We start from the raw sequence: 19,231 nt of genomic DNA on the forward strand, positions 1-19,231 counted from the left end.
AAAATGTAAGGAATATAAGGTTTTTTTGCACAATTAGAAATAAATACCTTATGAGGATTCAATTGGTTGCCATTCACCTTGTAGACTTTTTCTCTTTTCCAAAATAAAAATCCTGCTTTTCAGCAGGATTTTATTAGACATAACAGACTTTTAACTGGTGATTTAATTCGACTTCAGCACTTAGTAAATCTGACACAAATTGCATACCATAACCATTTAAATAATACATAATATTCCACATACGTTCTTGTGGAGCGTTGTAGGGACGAAGAGCAAGTTCAACTTGAGCATATTTTGAATGCTTCACATCGTGCTTAATTAGCTGTTTGGATTCGACAATCTTTTGAATGGTTTCAAACTGCTTTTGAATAATCCCTCGATTTTTAAGCATGACTTCATCAAATGTTTTGTCTTCTTTTTGAATATTTTCACGAAGAGTTTTATGAATTTTTTCAAAATCTTCTTTCGCTTTTTCAAAATACATTTCGTATGGGTTGTGAACTTCTGTCTTAAGCCAGTGCTCCCTCTCTGCATCTACGCCTTCGTTCACTACGTTCGAAAGGTCTAACTGAAGTTCATCCATATACTTCTCGATATGTCTTTCTACGATTGCATAGGATAACCTAGGGACCACGGGAGGCATTTTAAAGCTAAATAAAGAAAATGCTTTTTCAAGCTCTGCCCAATACGCTACTTCCCCCGGACCTGCAATAAACGCAAGGGTAGGAAGTAAGTACTCCTGCATAAGGGGTCGAGTCACAACGTTGTTACTAAGAAGCTCAGGCGTTTGTTTAGCAATTTGAACCAGCTCTTCTTTAGACAGCACGAGTTCATTTTGCTTTCCAACAAACTGCTTTTGTTCTGCATCTCTTTCTAAAAGTACTCTATTTTCGTTGTGTGAATAAAAGAGATGAGCCGTTTCTTCTCCCACTTCAATCATTCGTCCGTATTGTTTTTGAATCTCTGTTTGCTGTTCCATAACGGCTGACGATAATTTGTCATTTTGTTCAATTAACGTCACAAAGAAAGAAGATTCAATGCTGCGTACTTCTTTAGAAGCTGCATCCATTAAAATAAGACCTGACTCTGCGAACATTGTGGTAACCAAATGAGCAAAGAAATCGACATAGGTACGTGATTTATCTAACGCCTCTAAAACAAAGTGTAATACCTGGTTTGTATGCGCCGTTTCGTTAAACGTTTGAAATACATCACGAACCCAGCTTCTACAGGCTTCATGGTCTAGTTCGATTTGAGAAACCATTTGCTTTTTCTTTAAAGAATGCTTTAACGTTTTCTTTAAAAGCTGGTTTTTATGCTCTGTGTATACATGGTTGATCTCAGCAAAATCATGATCTTCTCCAGCAATCCAAAATACCGGAAGCACGGGCACGTTTAAAGCTTCCTCTTGTTGTTTAGCTAGGAGCACAATTGAAATCACTTTATGAATGGTGTACAAAGGACCCGTAAGCAGCCCCGCTTGCTGACCTCCAACGACCACTACGCTGTTAGGATCTTTTAGCTTTTCAATATTTTCAATCGTCTTAGAAGATGCTCCGTAGCGCTTATTAAAATCAAGCAGATACTCAGCAAGCTGTTCTCTTGGATAAGACTGCTTTTGAACATCCGCTAAACGTTTTTCATATACGTCTTTTTCGTGTATATTATAATGAAAAAAGGAAAGGGCTTGCTTTTCACCTTTTATGTAATCGTTCGTTAGTTTGTTTCCCGCCTTTAAAGAGACGTCTGTAATCTCCATGAAAGAACTTCCTTTCTTTTCCTAATACTTATATTCTCTACATATAGCTTCATTATCCATAATGTAACTGCTCACGTCTAGTAACATGCTTTACAGAGAGGAAATACGAAAAGCGATTCCACCTATATTTAATACAATATGTGCAATAAAAAACAAAACAAAATTCATCCGAAAGAACCCTTTCGCAACAAGCTTCATTTCTAAGTCATGTTTGACTTTCCAATGTACAAACATCATAATCATTGCTACAACTAAAAGGACTAACGCAATCAACCACAAAAAAGAGTGCCCGAAAATTTCGACAGCTGCATAATGCACGGACAAAATAAGAAAAACCGTAGTAATGTACGTTGCTATGTGGACAGATTTCCTTTTATTTTTCGTCAGTTTGCGTAAAAGCATGTATAGAATAAAAAAACCAACGAGCGGCAGAGTAACAAACGTCGCAAAAACTCCAGCAATAAAACTTCCCATGTTAATCACCCTTTTCTTCTTCGATTCCTTTTATTGACCCATATAAAAAGTCAACAATAGGCGTCGACGTTCTTTTTTCAGCAGCTTGTGTTTGAATATAGCCTAAAATAGCATCAATTTCTGTTTGCCGCCCCTCTTGTATATCTTTTAGCATAGAAGATTGATTTGTACTCGTGCGCGAACAAACCCCCAGCGCATTTTCCCAATAATTAAAAGCTGAATCCAGTTTTAACACAGCGGCAATTTCTTCAAACAATAGACGCATCGTTTTATAAAAGTAGCTGTTATGAATCAGCTGCCCATTTTTTACCCGATACAGCGCCGTAAGAGGATTAATGAGCGCATTTACAACTAATTTCTTCACCAGCATCGCATACCAATCTGCTTCAATCACCCAAGGAAAATTCACAATTGGAAAGATAGACTCTATTTCTCCCCTGTACGAAGCAATACGGGTTGTTCCTATTCCTGTATGATGGACGCTATCCATATTTGTACGCATTGCCCCGTGTTCAACTGTACCCAAATAGAGAGTGCGCTGCGGGAGATTTTTGAGAATTTCAATATGGCTCATACCGTTTTGGATAAACAAAAGGGGAGTATGTATAGTAAGGGTTTTAATAAAAGGAATAATCTCTTTTAAATGATACTGTTTTACAGTAATAATGATTAAATCTGCTTCTTTTATGTTTTTTTCCAGAGGGATAGCACTGACTTTTTTAGTGTAATGTTCCCCTTGTCTATGTAAGGTAATTCCATTTTCGTTAATACACTTTGCTTGAGTTTTTGTTTTCGTGTACAAGGTTACATCATAACAATCTGATAAATACGCGCTAAACAACAGACCTAATGATCCGCCTCCAATAATACCTATAGTTTTCATCGTATTTTTTGTTCCTCTTTCTATTATTGAGTTTCATTTTAGCAAAAAAATGCTTTGAATTAAATGCATTCTTAAAATTTTACCTATTCATATAGCCCGTGTGATTAAAAATCACCGGGCTTGTTGTAAATTATTTAGAGTGATCCCGTTTTTTTCTATTATACGGGATACACCGGATGTTTACGACGGCTAAAGGTCACATTCTTTGTTTCATATAATCGAAAGCGGTCAATTAAAGTTCGACGCAGTTCGTTAGCAGGAACGATGTCGTCAATAATAAGTTCAGAAGCCAGCGTATAGATATCGATGTGTTCTTTATACTCCTGCTGTTTCTGTTTAACAAACATAAACCGCTCTTTCGGATCTTCAATTTCATTAATTTTATTAGAATAGACGGCATTTACTGCCGCTTCAGGACCCATTACGGCAATTTGAGCAGTAGGCAATGCAAGGCAGCAATCCGGTTCAAAAGCTGGACCAGCCATAGCGTAAAGCCCTGCGCCATAAGCTTTGCGCATGACTACGGAAATTTTAGGAACTGTAGCTGAACTCATCGCTGCAATCAATTTTGCACCATGTCTAATGATGCCTGCTCTTTCTACTTTGGTTCCAATCATAAATCCAGGTACATCCGCTAAAAATAGCAAAGGGATATGGAAGGCATCGCACAGTTGAATAAATTTTGCGCCTTTATCTGCTGAATCTACAAACAGCACTCCTCCTTTGACCTTCGGCTGATTGGCAATAATCCCTACTACTTTTCCATCTATTCGTGCAAGCCCTGTTACCAATTCGGCGGCAAACAGTTTTTTCACTTCAAAGAAGCTCCCTTCGTCAATAAGGGTATCAATTGCTTCATAGATATCAAATGGAACATTTTGATTCTCCGGAATTAGTTCTACTAAATCCTTTGTCTGCTTAGGCTCTTTAGCTTTTTGTACTTTAGGCTTCTCTTGATAGTTTTGTGGAAAGTAGGTTAAATAAGATTTGGCATATGAAATAGCCTCTTCTTCAGAATAAGCTAACACATCTCCACATCCGCTAACGCTGCAGTGCATATGTGCTCCTCCCATTTCCTCTAGCGTAACCTTTTCTCCAATAACAGCTTCGGCCATACGCGGCGAACCTAAGTACATAGAAGCGTTTCCATCTACCATCACAACAATATCACAAAATGCAGGGATATAAGCCCCTCCAGCTGCTGACGGACCGAAGAGCAAACAAATTTGAGGAATGACGCCGGAAAGTTTTACTTGATTGTGAAAGATCCGTCCAGCTCCTCGGCGGTTTGGAAACATATCTAATTGATCCGTAATACGCGCTCCTGCAGAATCCACTAGGTACAGCAAAGGCACATGCAGTTTTTCTGCTACTTCTTGAATCCGAATAATTTTCTCTACTGTTCTGGCCCCCCAAGACCCTGCTTTTACAGTAGAGTCATTAGCCATTACACAAACCGTTTCACCGTTTACTTTTCCAATTGCAGTTACAACACCGTCTGCCGGCAACCCTTCGGCTTTATTATTTGCAAACATGCCGTCTTCTTCATATTTCCCATCATCAAATAAAAGGGCTAAACGATCTCTTACAAAAAGCTTCTGTTGTTTTGCAAGTTTCTCTTTGTACTTCTCCGCGTTGCCACGCTCTACTTTTTGACGATTTTCATCATATTTTTTCTGAGATTCACCTGTATGTATCATGATATCTCTCCTTTATGAGTTATGAAATAGTCACCAAAACGTCGCCTTCGTTCACAAAATCCCCCACGGCTATATGGACGGTCTCTGCAATACCAGCTTGATCGCTTTCAATAGGAATTTCCATTTTCATAGATTCTAATACAACAACAACTTCCCCTTTAGCTACACTTGCACCTTGCTGAACAAACACATTAAATACCATGCCTGCCATTGTCGCTTTAATTTCACTCATTTTGGTGCTCCTCCTTTATTTAATACTGTTGATAATAACGATGTGTTATAGGTGCCTTTTTCATATAACTCTTCATTTAGCAGCTGCTTAAATAGAGGAATATTCGTTTTGATTCCCTCTATGACAGCTTCTGTAAAATATGATTTAGCTAGTTCAATTGCATTTGAACGCGTACGACCAGTAATGATAACTTTTGCAATCATTGGATCATAAAAAGGTGTAACCGCATTCATATCACTGTAGCCGCTGTCTACGCGCGCATAGGTTCGCTCCGGCAAGTGATAACCCGTAATTTTTCCCGGAGCCGGTAAAAAAGTAAACGGATCTTCTGCATAAATTCGAAATTCAATGGCATAGTTATTTGCTGCTATTTCCTCTTGCACACGTGGAAGCTTTTCTCCGCGCGCAGCTAAGATCTGCCACTTAACTAAATCGACCCCTGCAATTTGCTCGGTGATCGGATGCTCAACTTGCAGCCGCGTGTTCATTTCAAGAAAATAAAAATTTTCGTCTTCATCCACAATAAACTCCACCGTACCTGCATTATAATATCCGATTGCTTTAGCCGCTTGAACGGCTTGGTTTTGCATGGCTTGTCGCGTACTTTCTTTTAAAGAAAGCGCAGGGGCTTCTTCAATCACTTTCTGATTTCTTCTTTGTACAGAACAATCGCGTTCAAAAAGATGAACGACATTACCATGCTGATCTCCAAACACCTGTACTTCGATATGTTTTGCGTTTGTGATAAGCTTTTCAATAAACATTCCTTCTTGACCAAAATATGCTTTGGCTCTTGCTTTTGTTGAGGCATACACTTGTTTTACTGCTTCTTCGTTATCGCAGCGCACCATCCCAATTCCTCCGCCGCCTCCGCTTGCTTTTAACATAACGGGATATCCAATTAGACTCGCTACTTTACAAGCCTCTTCAACTGACGTCACATCGCCTTCACTGCCGGGGACAACAGGTACACCCGCTTCTTTCATCGCGGCACGAGCAGCAATTTTGTCGCCCATCATTGAAATGATTTCGGGAGAAGGACCGATAAAACAAAAACCTTCATCAATCGCTCTTTTAGCAAATGCACTATTTTCCGATAAAAATCCATATCCAGGATGAATGGCATCTACTTTTTCTTCATGACTAATTCGCAGCAATTCTTCTACATTCAAATATGACTTTTGCACAGGAGGCTCTCCAATTCGACGTGCTTTTGTAGCTGCTTGAACATAAGGAAGCTCTGCATCTGCATCGGAATAGACAGCCACCGTTTCAATGCCCATTTGTTTGCATGTATGAATAATACGAAGAGCAATTTCTCCTCGATTTGCAATCAGTATTTTTTTCACCTTTCTCTCCCCTTTCCTCAAATTTCTACTTTCCCCCATATAATTCTACAATAATTTTAAAACTCCTCTACAATTTTTGAAAACGCTTTCTATTCCAATCTCACTTTCCTTTTGCTTCCTTTCTAAAAAGCGATGCTTATAGTAATGTATTCTTCGTATTTAACTGAAAGAATTCATTTTTCCTTATGCGCATTGAATATTCGTTCACCAATCATGAAAACAGAATATTTTGTATTTTTGTTATATAATATTAGATGAACGAACCAAGCCAGTTCGTTCGTCTAGCAAGGAGACATAACAAGGGGGATATGGGATGAATTACGAAGTGAAGCATTTAAAAATTAATTTTAAAACGCTAGAAGAGTTCAAGAAATTCAAAGAATATGGCATTCAAGAACTTTCAATGCTAGAAGAATTACATGCGAAGATTTCCGATAATGAAATAAATTCTCCGTTTTACGGTATTTATTTTGGAAATAGCTTAGTGGCTCGGATGAGTCTCTATAAGCGAAACAAGCAGTACGATCAATATTTCGAGCCGCCTCAAACGTATATTGAAGTGTGGAAGCTCGAAGTGCTCAGCGATTTTCAGCGCAAAGGATTGGGTCAAACGCTCGTTGAATACGCCAAATCCTTTCAATTACCTATCAAAACAAGCCCACGAGTAAAATCGAGTGATTTTTGGTCAAAAATGGGGTTCGTACCTGTAACATATGATATCGATCGTGATTTGGGAGAAAACCCTCTTATTTGGCTACCAAACGGTGTAAGCGAACAAAAATAAACAGCTGATTTCCAGCTGTTTATTTTATATCTATGTGGTATATATGATCAACATGAAGTAGGGAGCATTCAACTGTCGTTTTACTTTTGAACTTTTTCTAAATTTAGATTTTTATCCACTTGAAATTTCACTTTTCTACTTTTTTCATCCTCTTTTAAGACAACCATTTTACGAGCCCTCTCCATAATTTCAATAAGAGCTTTATAGTCATCTTCCACAATTAACAAGTTGTTTTGCAAAGCTTTTTTTTCTTTTTCCAAAATCGTTACTTTCTCTTGTAAACGTTCAATCTTTTGCTGCAGTTCTTCATTAGCTTCGAGAAGCTCTGACGAGTGTCTTTGCCCTTGATCTACATTTTCTAAATACTTAATTACCTCATTAAGCGAAATATGTTTCTCTGCTTCCATATATGATAAGCGTGCAGGCTGCTCGTCATCTTTTGAAACAGTTCTTGCTTTTAATTCTTTTCTCTGTTTTTTCGCAAGATCAATACCAGTCTTGTATTGTTTGCGCACAAAAGAATTCCAGCGGAAGCCACAAGCTGCTGATGTTCGTGTAAGTTTCTTCCCCACTTCTTCAAATGCAGCTAGCTGAGTGCCACCTTCACGTATATGACGCAGTACAATTTCTGCGAGTAATAAATCTTCATCATGAGTCCATGCATCTTGACGAGAAGAAGTCATTTTTCTATCCCTCCTTATCCGTACTTATTAAATGAATATGCACCTACTAGATAAGATAGACTATTGTTCCTCTTCTCAATCAAGAAAATCTTTCATATACTTTGAAGCAAAATGGAAAACCCGTGATTCTTTCATCTTTCGCTTATTAACTATATTGCTATGGAAATGCAGTTCATAACTATGTTTTTTTAACGATGACCTTTTGAACCGCTTCTTCATGCTCAGGTGACTCCCACAATATCGAGCAGCGATGAATTTCTTGTTCCATCCGATTCCAAACCCGGCTTTGCTCCCATTTCTCAATAGCGATTTCTTTGTAAGCTTGCAATACCTGGGTCGGTTTATGAGTGATAGGGGCTAACCACTCTTCACACCTCATAGTTAGCTCTTTAAACGATGTGACATAGGAAAGAAATCCAATTTGCTTTGCTCGTTCTACTCCATACAGCTGAGCACTGTAGATCATTTCCATCGCTTCTTGATAACGCAGCTTTTCAAGAAGAATGGTTCCTCCTCCCCAGCCTGTTGTAATCCCTAAATTCCCTTGAATAAAGCCCATTTGGCTATGGGTTGCACTTATACGGAAGTCACATGCAATCGCAAGCTCACATCCTCCTCCAACCGATGTTCCATTCAAAAGGGCAACTGTGGGTTTTGGGAGCGTTAAAATCTCATAAAGAATTTTCCCCATTTTCGTTAACATTTGAGACGCCTCTTTCGAAGTCTTTAGCTCATGAAATACGCTTAAATCTCCTCCACTGCAAAATGCATCTGAACCAGCACCTGTAATTACGAAAGCTTTTACTAACTGATCATGTTTCACATAATCTACAGCTTGCTGCAGTTCATTCATAACATCATAATCAATAGCATTACGCTTTTCAGGACGATTAATCACAAATGTAGCAATGCCTTGGCTTGTAGTAAACAACTCGCTTTTTTTCATGCTTTTTCCTCCTTATAGACAAGGTATGAATCCTTTTACAACAGTAATTGTTTATTTAAAAAGAGTTCTTGTTCTATAAGAAAAATCCTTCTCTTCCAAAGGGCAGAGAAGGAAAAAAGGCAAAAAAAATAAAAGACCCTTTAAGAGGGTCTTTTATTTAAATAAGCAATTATTTGCTTACTACGTCATTTCCTTTGTAAGTACCACAAGCTTTACATACGCGGTGTGATAGTTTCATTTCACCACAATTTGGGCACTCTACCATACCAGGAACTTGTAATTTAAAGTGCGTACGACGCGTTCTTTTCTTCATTTTAGATGTTCTTCTAAAAGGTACAGCCATTATTCCCACCTCCTTAAAAGAATTTTAAAATCATATGAAGGCCCGAAAGCCGGATCTTCGCATTTTTATTTCTTTTTGTCTTTAAAGAAATTTTCGAGTACGGCTAAGCGGGGATCTACTTTTTCCTGCTGTTCTTCTTCGGTAACAACTTCCCAGTCTTTTCCTGACTGTGGAGCTGCTCCTGCCGCTTGCTGATTTTCACTAAATACCTGCAGAGGAATTTCAACAATAATTAGCTCTTGAATCAAAGGTTGTAAATCAACCGTTTCTCCCTCTACAATGCGTACTTCAGCATCTTCTTCATAATCAGCATTCACATTCAATAAAAACGTTTCAGTTGCGTTAATTTCAAACGGATACGGAACGTCAACTAATGTACGAGCACAAGGCAACGTCATTTCTCCTGAGATTTTAAGGTGAAACGTTACTTTCGAAGAGCTAATGTCGGCTCTTCCTTTCACATTTACATCTGACATTCTACGAATTTGAGGATCAGCATTCATAAACTCTTTGCCGTCAATCACTTCGTCAAATGTTAGACCTTTATTTTGCAACTGATACAATTGATGTATTGTCCATTTCATTGTTAATCACCTCAAGGCAACAAAGGTTATTATAGCTTTCACAAGATTATTTGTCAATATTTTTTCTTTACACTATAATGTACTTAAATATGCTTTTTTGTAAAAATTTCTTACTTTCATAAAAAAATGTTTTTAAAACAAAGAGCTAGACTAAAAATAATAAATTAAAAGGAGACATTATGCAAGCAGTTGGAATAATTGTCGAATATAATCCTTTTCATAACGGACACGCTTATCATTTGCAGCAAGCGAAACAACAAACCGGAGCAGATTGTGTGATTGCTGTGATGAGCGGACACTTTTTGCAGCGCGGAGAGCCTGCTCTTGTATCGAAATGGTCCCGCACAAGAATGGCTTTAGCCGCTGGTGCAGACTTAGTCGTTGAATTACCCTATGCTTTTTCTACTCAAAAAGCTGATACATTCGCAAGCGGCGCTATTTCTATTTTAGAATCCCTTCACGCTGACTTTGTATGCTTTGGCAGCGAAAATGGCAATATTGACTCATTTACCCGCACCGCTGATTTGCTCGAAGCTCATGAATCAGAGCTATCCGCTTTAATTCAAAAAGAGATGAAAAAAGGGAACAGTTATCCAAAAGCAGCTTCCAATGCTTTCTTACAGCTTTTCACGGAGGCTCCTATTGATCTATCTCAGCCAAATAATGTGCTTGGAATGAGCTATGTAGCTGCCATTAAAAAACAGCATGCATCTATTAAACCATATACAATCACTCGAATTCAATCACATTATCACGATGATTCCCTGTCTTCCTCTTTTATTTCAAGCGCTACAAGCATACGTAAAGCTATTTTTGACAGCAGCAGCCATGGGGATCTGAGCAAGCACATGCCAGTTAGTACAGCAAATGAATTAGCAGCTTACAAGCAAGCACACGGGCAGTTTCAAAAATGGGAACATTATTTCCCATTTTTGAAATACAAATTACTAACTACTCCACTTTATGACTTACAGCGTATTTATGAAATAGAAGAAGGCATTGAACATCGGCTGCTATCTTATATTTCTTCAGCTACTTCATTTGAAGATTTTTTAACAAAGGTTAAAACGAAGCGATATACGAGAACCCGTTTACAGCGCATGTGCGTTCACCTTTTAACCAACACAACAAAAAGCGAGATGCAACAAGCTGACCCTTATATTCGCTTATTAGGGATGTCAAAAACGGGACAAGGCTATTTAAAAACAATTAAGAAAAAGCTTTCCCTTCCTATTGTATCCACTGTATCGCAATGTAAACTAAAAGAAATTGATACCGATATTAAAGCGACACATGTTTATAGTATGCCATTTGTGGAACCTCTGCGCTCTCAGTTTATGAAACAAGAATATACGCAGCCCCCTATCATTTGGCCATAAAAAAATCGTCTGCAAGAGACGATTTTTTTATGGTTTCAGCTTTTCTAAATACGTTACGGCATCTGAAAATGAATCCACGGGTACAATTTTCATATCACTGTTTATTTTTTTAGCTGTCTTCACTGCTTCTCGGTAGTTAGAGCCCGCAGCCCCTTTTTCATTTGGTGCAAAGAAAATCTCTGCTCCTTCTTTATCTGCCGCTACAATTTTTTGCGAAATACCTCCAATTGGTCCTACCTCTCCTTTATCATTGATAGTCCCTGTACCTGCAACTCGGTGGCCTTTTGTCATGTCCTCTTTAACAAGCTGATTATAAATTTCAAGCGAGAACATCAGCCCTGCTGAAGGCCCTCCTATTTTTTCAGTATCAATATGTATATCGGGCTTAACTTTTAATTCTTGGTTTGTTTCTAAGGCAATTCCTAGGCCTACTCGTTTCGGCTCGTCAGGAAATGCTTTAACTTTTAGAGTATGTTTGCTTTCTTTGCCAGCTCTTTTTACATAAATTGATACTGAATCTCCTGCTTTTTTAGTCGATACGTAGTTGATTAAGTCCTCAGCAGTTTGAATTTTTTTCTCATCTACTTTTGTCACTACATCTCCAACATGAAGTTTTCCATGTGCAGGCATATTTTCTACAACATATGTAACATATACGCCTTTATTGTGATAGGAAACGCTCTTTCCAGCTGCTTCATATGCTACTGAAATAGCGGCATTTTTTGACGTATCCATCATATGTAATTGCCTTGTCGAGTAATCTTCATCGCTTTCACCTTGCTGCAAAATTTGCTTGGTAGGGAAAATTTCATGAAAGTCCTGTATTTTCGCAAGACCATATGAAAGAGGAGTTGCTCTGCCCATTCTTACAGTTGTAAGCATAAACGTCCCTTTTTCATGGTATCCATCTTCTACCTTAATAATAGGCGCAAGTTCTTCTGCCATTCCAGGCTTTGTAATGTAGTACGGCAAAGGATAAAAACAAAGCATTGCCACCACTGCAATAACAGCCAAATATACCAAAATTCTAATTCTAGATTTCACTTTTTTTGTTCTCCTTCCAGTGATCAATTGCTTGTAGAATAGAAGGCAACTGCTCATGTGCTGCTTGTTCACCAATTGAAATCATTTCTTGAATGTTTGTAAACGCTCTGGAACTAAAAGTATCGAGATTAGGACGAATCATAACGTCTGAAGCAATAGTTCGGTGAGCTACTAGCTCATCTTGCAAAATATCTAAACTTTGCATAATGACATCAAAAATGGAGCTGATTTCTGCATTCACTTTCGCTTTTGATACATCGACTCCAATGACAATATCAGATCCCATTTCTTTTACAACCGATACAGGAATACGGTCCACTACCCCGCCGTCTACAAGCAATCGTCCATCAATTACTTCGGGAGCAAAGATTCCTGGAATTGAAATACTTGCTCTCACCGCTTCAGCGATAGGTCCTTGTTTAAACACCACTTTCTCTCCTGTTTTCAAATCTGTCGCTACAATGGCAAACGGTATAGATAGCTGTTCAATGGTTCTATTTTGCGTAAAGGTGCGAACCAGCGATTTTACTCTGTTACCTGTAATAAATCCCATTTTAGGCACGGTAAAATCCAAATAATACTTTCGTTTGAACGTTAGCGCCATTTTATAAAGAGTTTCCAGTTCAATACCTGACGCATATAGTGCACCAACTAAAGCTCCCATGCTGCTGCCAGCTAGAAAATCAATAGGAATGTTATTTTCTGTTAGCGTTTTGATTACTCCTAAATGGGCAAAACCTCTAGCTCCACCTGAGCCTAAAGCAACTCCTATTTTTGGGCTTTCCACTTTACCTGCCCCCTCGTTTTACCTTATAGACTTCTAAAAATGTAAAAACATTTGATGAGCTTCTCTATCATTGTTGCCCTGTCTTCGGTAGGACTATTCTTCATTTTCTATTTGTTCATTTAGTATGAAGCTAAAGATATGTTTTGCTCAATACACCGTGGTTATTAAGCATTATACTATACTGAAGGTTGTTTTAAGAAATTCTTACTCTTCGCTAGCTGCGTCTACGTTTTTTTACTTCTTGACCATCCTAAAAGTGCATTGATTTATGTATATGAATTGTATTTCCAAATGTGACAAGACGCCTTTTTATTCATCATGAATTTATTTTCTCCTTACTCATAGGCATAAAGTCGATGCCTAGCTTCGTATATTGATATATAGAAGAACTTGTACATTTGCCTAAAACTCCTCATTTCATTCATATCAAAATGACGTGAGCTTAGAAAAGGAGATGAATCGTTCGTTGAATAAATCGATGGTGAAAACACTTCTGCTCGGGACGAGCGTAACGCTTCTCGCTATTGCGCTTATTGTATATCCAAAAGAAGCGCTAGAAGGTTCAGTAAGAGGTCTCAACACATGGTGGAAGGTCGTCTTTCCTTCTCTGCTGCCCTTTTTTATTGTTTCAGAAATGCTTATTGGGTTTGGCGTAGTGAAGTTCATTGGGATCTTATTAGAGCCGTTTATGAGGCCTTTATTCCGAGTACCTGGAGTAGGGGGTTTTGCTTTAGCAATGGGCATGGCTTCTGGTTTTCCTTCAGGTGCAAAAATCACTTCCCGGCTGCGTCAAGAAAAGCAGCTAACAGCTATCGAAGCTGAAAGACTCGTATCATTTACTAACTCATCTAACCCTATTTTTATTTTTGGAGCTGTGGCAGTTGGCTTTTTTCACAATCCAGCTGTCGGTATCATATTGGCTCTCTCTCATTACATAGGGAATATTTGTGTAGGACTGGTGATGCGTTTTTATGGATCAGCAAAACCGAAAGGACAAGTAACTCAAAAACCTTCTTTATCGTTAGCTTTTCATGAAATGCATAAAACGCGTTTAAAAGATAAGCGTCCTATCGGGAAGCTTCTAGGAGATGCAGTTACTTCTGCTGTTCAATCTCTCTTAATGATTGGCGGTTTTATCATTTTATTTTCTGTATTAAACAAACTTTTATATGTTACTCATATCACGGCCGTTTTAAGCAGCGGTCTAGCTTATTTGTTTTCCCTGTGTCATATAGGAACTGAACTGAGCCTTCCCTTTATTTCAGGGATTTTTGAAATCACGCTAGGAAGCCGTCTAGCAAGTGAAGCACCAGACACGCTGCTGTTTCATCAAATTATCATCGTTAGCTTTGTATTAGGCTTCAGCGGTTTCTCCGTTCAAGCACAAGTAGCTAGTATACTCGCCGAAACAGATATTCGATTTTTCCCGTTTTTTATTGCACGGATTTTTCACGGCTGTTTTGCGGTAGTATTCACTATCTTTCTATGGGGTCCTCTTCGAGAATCCATTACTACTTTTCAAGCATCTGAAGGAGCACTGCCGGTTTTTTCTCACTTGGAGTCCGTTACGATTCTATCGCAGTGGCTAAACGTGTACGGACCGCTCTTAACGATTTTTACGCTGTGCTGCTATATTTATCTTTATTCAAAAAGAACATTTCTTCATCGTTCCTAGTAAAAAAAGAACGTGACGTTTTCTTATCGGCAAAGAAAACGTCACGTTCTTTTTTATCTTATTTTTGAGACAGCTGTTCAAATTTTTCTGCAAGCGCTTCTCTAACAGGGGGAGGAACTAATTCAGAAATATTCCCGCCGTATTTAGCTACCTCTTTTACAATACTAGAACTTAAAAACGAGTATTGATTATTTGTCATCATAAATAACGTTTCGATTTCTTTATCTAATACGCGATTTACAGATGTGATTTGCATTTCGTACTCAAAATCCGATACTGCACGCAAACCTCTTAAAATGGTCTTTGCCTGCTTTTCTTTTGCATACTCCATTAATAATCCGCTGTACGACTCTACTACCACATTAGGAAGTGATTTTGTTACTTCTTTCAGCAAAGCTACTCGCTCTTCCCCTGTAAATAGAGGACTTTTTGAGGAGTTATTTAAAACAACCACATAAATCGTATCAAATACATTTGCGCCTCGTTTAATAATATCAAAATGTCCATTTGTAACTGGATCAAAGCTTCCTGGACAAACAGCTATACTGCCCATACGTATCCCCTTTCTACATCTAACAGCTCATTGATTTATTCAACTGATTCTTCTTTTTTGTATGTATAAATAGAAACACCAATGATACCGTACGTTTCGCTTTTTATTTTTTCAAATAAACCAATCTCATTATCTAAATGTACATCATGAGAATGCTCCGCTACAATAATTCCTGTTTTTGCTAGAAGATTTTCTTCACTTACCGTTTCGATAAGCGCTTTCAACTTTTGTGCTTTATACGGTGGATCAAGCAAAAGTAAATCGACAGTCAGCTCCCTTTTCTTTATCGCTTTCAGTGCACGTTCTGCATCATTTCGATACACTTCAGCGCGGTCTTCTAACCGGCAGGATGCTAAGTTTGCTTTAATCGTCTGAATCGCTTTGCCATCCCGATCCACAAAAATGACTTTATCTATTCCTCGACTTAGAGCTTCAATTCCCAAGCCACCGCTTCCACCGAACAAATCAAGAGCTGTTCCACCTTCAAAAAACGGTCCAATCATATTAAAAATAGCTTCTTTCACCTTATCTGTTGTAGGGCGGGTTGAGTATCCTGGAACCGCCTTTAACGCATGGCCTTTATATAAACCTGCTACTACTCTCATCCTTATCACTACCTTACTTTTACTTCCTTATTCTTCATTATCCTAACATATTTTGAATTACAAAGACTAGCAAAAATCCTCAATTTATTCAATGCTGTATGCATTCTGTGCAATAACCGAGCAGCTTGCTTTTATGATGGACTTTTACGACTGTGTCCTTAGATACACTGATTCTTTTCTAGAAGATACACCTATGAAGATCATTCGGCATTTCGTTCATAGAAGGTTTCCTTTACTTTAATATGTCATAATAAACGTAAATTTACCCTTTTTCTCTGTCATGTTATCAATCTTTTATGTATTAAAAAGTGAATTTCACAAGACAGGTATATGAACGTTTAAAACGGACATACTGACTAGTAACAACATCATCTAACCGATGTTGTTGCCAACCGCGGAGAAGACTTACGTTTCCCCATAAGTTCTTCCTCCGGTTTCTCCTCTCCCTTTGCCTTCATCAAGGTGCTTGTAATCGCAGAGGTGATTACACCCCTTTATTGAAGGGCCCTACAATGAGTAGTTGTAGGGATTTTTTTATTTACTCTTAAAATATTCAATGATACATTAAACTACGTGAGTTTGCTTTTTTAATACATAAAGGGGGAAATACATATGATTCAGCGTTTTATTGAGCTCGGAGAAGGGTATTCAGATATTTATGAGCTGTTAGAGATTGTTAAAACCAACAAACATCGTCTTGCTCATCTTATTATGCTGCGAACAGTAAAAGAAGATCGACAAGTAGCTTCTTTTGTCGCTGTCTTGCACCCAACAGCTGAAGGGAATTTCCAACCGCTTTACGTTTGCAGAGAAGGAATTGTTTTAAAACAAAACGACAGCAAGCGCGTTGAGTTATTTAAACAAGCTGCTGAGGAAGCGGGAAAAGAAATTGTGGCACTCGATGTCAAACCATCTACTACATTTCCAGAAACAGCACTATACTATCAGCACCTTATTGGCATTTTGCGAATGAACCGCTTTATTCCGCCAATGCAATAATCTCATCCTTGCCTATTCGTTTGCTAAAGGCAAGTAAAATAAAAAAAGGAATGTACATCACATTCCTTTTTTGTTTAAATTCCTATCTTATAGTCATATTCCTTCGCCTTATCCGGCTTTGAATTTTCGAATTCTGTTTTTAAAAACGGCCGATAAGAAGGATCTACTTTCTTCACAAAAGGTAGAGACTGAAGTTTATGGATTGTTTTTTCAATGCCATCTTGGTTGCAATATAAGACAACATACTTTAATTCTTTAGATACGTAATGTACATTTCCGTACTTTCGCAATGCTTTTGCTTGCTTAACAGAATGCACATACGCCACAATTCCTTGACGTTCAACAAACATATTTAGTTCCCCTTTTGCATACGTTATATTGGTTTTCTTTATCATAAATTCTTTTATATGAAGTAGGTGCTTTATGTATGAATTTAGATGATATCTGGATGCTCTTTCTTAATCATTTTAACGAGCACAGAACTATTGAACAAGTCATTTTCAAAAAAATCACAAATATACCCTTTTTGTATATAAACACATCAATTAAGCGTAGAAAAATAGATGAGCTTCTAGAAGCTTCATCTATTTTTGCTACATCCAATACAAATGCTACGTGGCGCTCGACTTTTGTCAGAAGTCAGCATCTTACTTATGTCTATCAGCACAGGTTTTACGTTCCACAGCGTAAAATGGCCTGCTGTGGAAATTCCTGTGCTGATTGCGTTCGGTTTATACAGTAAACGGCTTATGCGCTGCACCCACAGCTTCCACCAGATCCGCAGCCACCGCCGCAGCTGCTTCCCGTATCAAAAAACGGATTTCCCGTCGGTACTTTAACGTGCTCTGAAACAGCTTGACCAAGGATAACGCTAATTTCATCAAGCAGCTTTTGTAATTCATTTTCTGCTTTTTTGAACGCAGCGATTGTCGCGTGTAAATCAACTTGACGCTTTACATCACGTACTTGTCTCGTAATGGTTTTATAATCAGGATGATATTTTCCAAATCGTTGAACATCCTCATACTGTTCCTTTATTTTCACAAATTCAGCAATTAATGCCTGTGCATGTGAATCTTTATTTAATCTATATAAACATTGACGATAGTTCTCGGCTACGTCTGATTGTAACACCATGTTCGCTACGTGATCAGACTCATCGAGTAATTCAACAGTTCTCATTGTTGTCAGCATGGCTGTGCACCTCCGTTTTTATCTTATCACGTTTTGGATCTAAAGAAAAAGAACTTGCTAAAACAGCTTACACTGATTTACTACAAGTTCTACTTTTTAACTATATAATTTCAACCGTAAAGGTATTCCTCACTTGATAACTTTCTTCTTTAGATTTCATCAGTTCAATCGTAACAGTATGAGATCCTTTTGGAAGATCACTTAAAACAAAGGCTGCTTGCTTCATTTCTTTAAATGGTTTTCCATCTACTTTGATTTGAAGGAATCCACTCTCTGTTGAAAATGAAAACCCGCTTAGAATACATTCGACGTATACGTTTTGTCCTTTCACATGCTGGTGTACCATCAGTGAAGGTTTTGTATTCATTGCACCAAACGTTTCAGCTGCCCGCGGTTGAGAGGAAATTTCAGTTTCAGGTTTTGGTTTATCATGGTTGCATCCTAGCAGAGAAACTACACATAAGGCCGTCGTTAATAGTAAGCGCATAATACCATTCCTTTATCATTCGTTTCTCCATAGTGTTTACAAACTCTTTGTTTTTACTCATGACGTGCAAAAATCTCTGCATCGCTATGTATGCAGAGATCATTGATTTTTCATGGACTGAAACATATGAAACATCATGTTTGCCATTTGAATCGAATTCGAAAACTTTTCGACTTTATGAGGAATCGTTTGTTTGTAGTAGTGCTTGGATTCTAATTCAAATTTCTCCAGTTCTTCAGGATTTCTAGATAAACGCCGGTACCACATTGGCTGTTCACGAACGAAGTCGTTGAGCTTAGGGCGAGACTGCATATACTCGTATATATCTTTTCTCATTGCGTTTAATCTTTCCTAAAGCCAAATGGATTCCCTGGCCCGGAAGCTGCTCCTCCACCGGATGGCTTAGATGGCTGAAATTGCTGCAGTACTTGTTGAATATTCGAAATAGCTGAATTTACATTTGTGATATGATTTTGCATTTGATTCAAGTCCATGTTTTTCAGCGAGGATACAATTGTACCCATAATATCTTTTTTCTCCTCTGTTGCAGCAGCTGGTTCAGTCTTTGCACTTTCTTCTGAACGATATGCCTCCCACATTGGATCTTCTGCACCGAATAAATACCAATCTTCATAAAGCTCTTTCCACGTTTTTTGCTGCTTTCGAACCTGTTCTACTAATTTGGGATGTGATTTTACAAATTGTTTAAATTCCACAACGGACGGATGAAGCTCTCGTTTGGTTTCCTTCACAGTCACTCACCTCATACTT

At 38.2% G+C, this 19,231-nt stretch carries 23 protein-coding genes; 4 read left to right on the top strand and 19 right to left on the bottom strand.

Translation table 11 applies throughout. From position 1 onward, the window contains the following. Positions 1-133: 133 nt before the first annotated feature. The 6 genes from bshC to MMB68_RS02710 all read right to left on the bottom strand — a co-directional run bounded on the left by bshC (position 134) and on the right by MMB68_RS02710 (position 6,397). A complete protein-coding gene (bshC, locus tag MMB68_RS02685) occupies positions 134-1,759 on the bottom strand; it encodes a bacillithiol biosynthesis cysteine-adding enzyme BshC (protein WP_116372382.1) in 1,626 nt (541 codons plus the stop codon). Positions 1,760-1,849: 90 nt separating this feature from the next. Then, a complete protein-coding gene (locus MMB68_RS02690; RefSeq protein WP_221784486.1) occupies positions 1,850-2,233 on the bottom strand; it encodes a DUF3397 domain-containing protein in 384 nt (127 codons plus the stop codon). A gap of 1 nt (position 2,234) precedes the next feature. Further along, entirely contained in the window at positions 2,235-3,116 is an 882-nt protein-coding gene (locus MMB68_RS02695; RefSeq protein WP_221812632.1) for a 2-dehydropantoate 2-reductase, read from the bottom strand. A 158-nt stretch (positions 3,117-3,274) separates the two neighbouring features. Beyond that, a complete protein-coding gene (locus tag MMB68_RS02700; protein WP_013084862.1) occupies positions 3,275-4,816 on the bottom strand; it encodes an acyl-CoA carboxylase subunit beta in 1,542 nt (513 codons plus the stop codon). A 19-nt stretch (positions 4,817-4,835) separates the two neighbouring features. Then, positions 4,836-5,048 (bottom strand): biotin/lipoyl-containing protein, encoded by a 213-nt coding sequence (locus MMB68_RS02705; RefSeq protein ID WP_013058971.1) that lies wholly within the window; start codon positions 5,046-5,048, stop codon positions 4,836-4,838. After that, positions 5,045-6,397 (bottom strand): acetyl-CoA carboxylase biotin carboxylase subunit, encoded by a 1,353-nt coding sequence (locus MMB68_RS02710; RefSeq protein WP_221784487.1) that lies wholly within the window; start codon positions 6,395-6,397, stop codon positions 5,045-5,047. The genes MMB68_RS02705 and MMB68_RS02710 overlap by 4 nt, the downstream gene beginning before the upstream one ends. A 313-nt stretch (positions 6,398-6,710) precedes the next feature. Between MMB68_RS02710 and MMB68_RS02715 the strand changes: the two genes are divergently transcribed. Next, entirely contained in the window at positions 6,711-7,181 is a 471-nt protein-coding gene (locus tag MMB68_RS02715; protein ID WP_013058973.1) for an N-acetyltransferase, read from the top strand. An 80-nt stretch (positions 7,182-7,261) separates the two neighbouring features. Here MMB68_RS02715 and MMB68_RS02720 read toward each other — a convergent pair whose 3' ends face one another. The 4 genes from MMB68_RS02720 to MMB68_RS02735 all read right to left on the bottom strand — a co-directional run bounded on the left by MMB68_RS02720 (position 7,262) and on the right by MMB68_RS02735 (position 9,737). After that, positions 7,262-7,864, bottom strand: a complete 603-nt coding sequence (locus MMB68_RS02720) for an RsfA family transcriptional regulator (RefSeq protein ID WP_013058974.1) — start codon at positions 7,862-7,864, stop codon at positions 7,262-7,264. A 178-nt stretch (positions 7,865-8,042) separates the two neighbouring features. Next, positions 8,043-8,810 (bottom strand): enoyl-CoA hydratase/isomerase family protein, encoded by a 768-nt coding sequence (locus MMB68_RS02725; protein ID WP_221784488.1) that lies wholly within the window; start codon positions 8,808-8,810, stop codon positions 8,043-8,045. Between the two features lie 169 nt (positions 8,811-8,979). Then, positions 8,980-9,153: a 50S ribosomal protein L32 gene (gene rpmF, locus MMB68_RS02730; protein WP_013058976.1), complete on the bottom strand. Its 174-nt coding sequence runs from the start codon at positions 9,151-9,153 to the stop codon at positions 8,980-8,982. 65 nt (positions 9,154-9,218) lie between these two features. Continuing rightward, positions 9,219-9,737: a YceD family protein gene (locus MMB68_RS02735; RefSeq protein ID WP_014458367.1), complete on the bottom strand. Its 519-nt coding sequence runs from the start codon at positions 9,735-9,737 to the stop codon at positions 9,219-9,221. A 179-nt stretch (positions 9,738-9,916) separates the two neighbouring features. Between MMB68_RS02735 and MMB68_RS02740 the strand changes: the two genes are divergently transcribed. After that, positions 9,917-11,116, top strand: a complete 1,200-nt coding sequence (locus tag MMB68_RS02740; protein ID WP_221812633.1) for a nucleotidyltransferase — start codon at positions 9,917-9,919, stop codon at positions 11,114-11,116. A gap of 27 nt (positions 11,117-11,143) precedes the next feature. On the opposite strand, the gene MMB68_RS02745 is transcribed toward MMB68_RS02740, so the two are convergent. After that, entirely contained in the window at positions 11,144-12,160 is a 1,017-nt protein-coding gene (locus MMB68_RS02745; RefSeq protein ID WP_277447140.1) for a SepM family pheromone-processing serine protease, read from the bottom strand. Then, positions 12,150-12,947 carry a patatin-like phospholipase family protein gene (locus MMB68_RS02750; RefSeq protein ID WP_221784491.1) on the bottom strand — a complete coding sequence of 266 codons (798 nt, stop codon included), beginning with the start codon at positions 12,945-12,947 and terminating at the stop codon, positions 12,150-12,152. Before MMB68_RS02750 ends, MMB68_RS02745 begins: the two co-directional genes overlap by 11 nt. Before the next feature lie 466 nt (positions 12,948-13,413). On the opposite strand from MMB68_RS02750, the gene ylbJ reads away from it, so the two are divergent. After that, positions 13,414-14,622 carry a sporulation integral membrane protein YlbJ gene (gene ylbJ / locus MMB68_RS02755; protein ID WP_221784492.1) on the top strand — a complete coding sequence of 403 codons (1,209 nt, stop codon included), beginning with the start codon at positions 13,414-13,416 and terminating at the stop codon, positions 14,620-14,622. 58 nt (positions 14,623-14,680) lie between these two features. Here ylbJ and coaD read toward each other — a convergent pair whose 3' ends face one another. Then, entirely contained in the window at positions 14,681-15,175 is a 495-nt protein-coding gene (gene coaD / locus MMB68_RS02760) for a pantetheine-phosphate adenylyltransferase (protein ID WP_013058982.1), read from the bottom strand. Positions 15,176-15,210: 35 nt separating this feature from the next. Next, the gene (gene rsmD / locus MMB68_RS02765) at positions 15,211-15,780 is read right to left on the bottom strand and encodes a 16S rRNA (guanine(966)-N(2))-methyltransferase RsmD (RefSeq protein ID WP_013084870.1); all 570 of its coding nucleotides are present in this window, start codon (positions 15,778-15,780) and stop codon (positions 15,211-15,213) included. 612 nt (positions 15,781-16,392) lie between these two features. Between rsmD and MMB68_RS02770 the strand changes: the two genes are divergently transcribed. Next, positions 16,393-16,779, top strand: a complete 387-nt coding sequence (locus MMB68_RS02770; RefSeq protein WP_221812634.1) for a DUF7147 family protein — start codon at positions 16,393-16,395, stop codon at positions 16,777-16,779. Between the two features lie 74 nt (positions 16,780-16,853). On the opposite strand, the gene MMB68_RS02775 is transcribed toward MMB68_RS02770, so the two are convergent. From MMB68_RS02775 to ylbD, 5 genes are all read right to left on the bottom strand, one after another. Further along, positions 16,854-17,129, bottom strand: a complete 276-nt coding sequence (locus tag MMB68_RS02775; RefSeq protein WP_013058985.1) for a YlbG family protein — start codon at positions 17,127-17,129, stop codon at positions 16,854-16,856. Between the two features lie 397 nt (positions 17,130-17,526). Continuing rightward, complete coding sequence (locus tag MMB68_RS02780; protein WP_028410752.1) at positions 17,527-17,973, bottom strand: YlbF/YmcA family competence regulator; 447 nt, start codon at positions 17,971-17,973, stop codon at positions 17,527-17,529. Positions 17,974-18,073: 100 nt separating this feature from the next. Beyond that, the gene (locus tag MMB68_RS02785; RefSeq protein WP_057243130.1) at positions 18,074-18,460 is read right to left on the bottom strand and encodes a carbohydrate-binding protein; all 387 of its coding nucleotides are present in this window, start codon (positions 18,458-18,460) and stop codon (positions 18,074-18,076) included. Positions 18,461-18,559: 99 nt separating this feature from the next. Continuing rightward, positions 18,560-18,796 (bottom strand): YlbE-like family protein, encoded by a 237-nt coding sequence (locus MMB68_RS02790; RefSeq protein WP_013058988.1) that lies wholly within the window; start codon positions 18,794-18,796, stop codon positions 18,560-18,562. 5 nt (positions 18,797-18,801) lie between these two features. After that, the gene (gene ylbD, locus MMB68_RS02795; RefSeq protein ID WP_098249251.1) at positions 18,802-19,212 is read right to left on the bottom strand and encodes a YlbD family protein; all 411 of its coding nucleotides are present in this window, start codon (positions 19,210-19,212) and stop codon (positions 18,802-18,804) included. Positions 19,213-19,231 lie beyond the last annotated feature (19 nt).

The organism is Priestia sp. Y58, assembly GCF_029522095.1.
GTDB classification, from domain to species: domain Bacteria; phylum Bacillota; class Bacilli; order Bacillales; family Bacillaceae_H; genus Priestia; species Priestia megaterium_E.

Excerpts from the sequence above, each read along its gene's own strand:
- bshC (WP_116372382.1), bottom strand. The coding sequence starts at position 1,759 with ATGGAGATTACAGACGTCTCTTTAAAGGCGGGAAACAAACTAACGAAC.
- MMB68_RS02690 (WP_221784486.1), bottom strand. The coding sequence starts at position 2,233 with ATGGGAAGTTTTATTGCTGGAGTTTTTGCGACGTTTGTTACTCTGCCG.
- MMB68_RS02695 (WP_221812632.1), bottom strand. The coding sequence starts at position 3,116 with ATGAAAACTATAGGTATTATTGGAGGCGGATCATTAGGTCTGTTGTTT.
- MMB68_RS02700 (WP_013084862.1), bottom strand. The coding sequence starts at position 4,816 with ATGATACATACAGGTGAATCTCAGAAAAAATATGATGAAAATCGTCAA.
- MMB68_RS02705 (WP_013058971.1), bottom strand. The coding sequence starts at position 5,048 with ATGAGTGAAATTAAAGCGACAATGGCAGGCATGGTATTTAATGTGTTT.
- MMB68_RS02715 (WP_013058973.1), top strand. The coding sequence starts at position 6,711 with ATGAATTACGAAGTGAAGCATTTAAAAATTAATTTTAAAACGCTAGAA.
- MMB68_RS02720 (WP_013058974.1), bottom strand. The coding sequence starts at position 7,864 with ATGACTTCTTCTCGTCAAGATGCATGGACTCATGATGAAGATTTATTA.
- MMB68_RS02725 (WP_221784488.1), bottom strand. The coding sequence starts at position 8,810 with ATGAAAAAAAGCGAGTTGTTTACTACAAGCCAAGGCATTGCTACATTT.
- rpmF (WP_013058976.1), bottom strand. The coding sequence starts at position 9,153 with ATGGCTGTACCTTTTAGAAGAACATCTAAAATGAAGAAAAGAACGCGT.
- MMB68_RS02735 (WP_014458367.1), bottom strand. The coding sequence starts at position 9,737 with ATGAAATGGACAATACATCAATTGTATCAGTTGCAAAATAAAGGTCTA.
- MMB68_RS02740 (WP_221812633.1), top strand. The coding sequence starts at position 9,917 with ATGCAAGCAGTTGGAATAATTGTCGAATATAATCCTTTTCATAACGGA.
- coaD (WP_013058982.1), bottom strand. The coding sequence starts at position 15,175 with ATGGGCAGTATAGCTGTTTGTCCAGGAAGCTTTGATCCAGTTACAAAT.
- rsmD (WP_013084870.1), bottom strand. The coding sequence starts at position 15,780 with ATGAGAGTAGTAGCAGGTTTATATAAAGGCCATGCGTTAAAGGCGGTT.
- MMB68_RS02770 (WP_221812634.1), top strand. The coding sequence starts at position 16,393 with ATGATTCAGCGTTTTATTGAGCTCGGAGAAGGGTATTCAGATATTTAT.
- MMB68_RS02775 (WP_013058985.1), bottom strand. The coding sequence starts at position 17,129 with ATGTTTGTTGAACGTCAAGGAATTGTGGCGTATGTGCATTCTGTTAAG.
- MMB68_RS02780 (WP_028410752.1), bottom strand. The coding sequence starts at position 17,973 with ATGCTGACAACAATGAGAACTGTTGAATTACTCGATGAGTCTGATCAC.
- MMB68_RS02785 (WP_057243130.1), bottom strand. The coding sequence starts at position 18,460 with ATGCGCTTACTATTAACGACGGCCTTATGTGTAGTTTCTCTGCTAGGA.
- MMB68_RS02790 (WP_013058988.1), bottom strand. The coding sequence starts at position 18,796 with ATGAGAAAAGATATATACGAGTATATGCAGTCTCGCCCTAAGCTCAAC.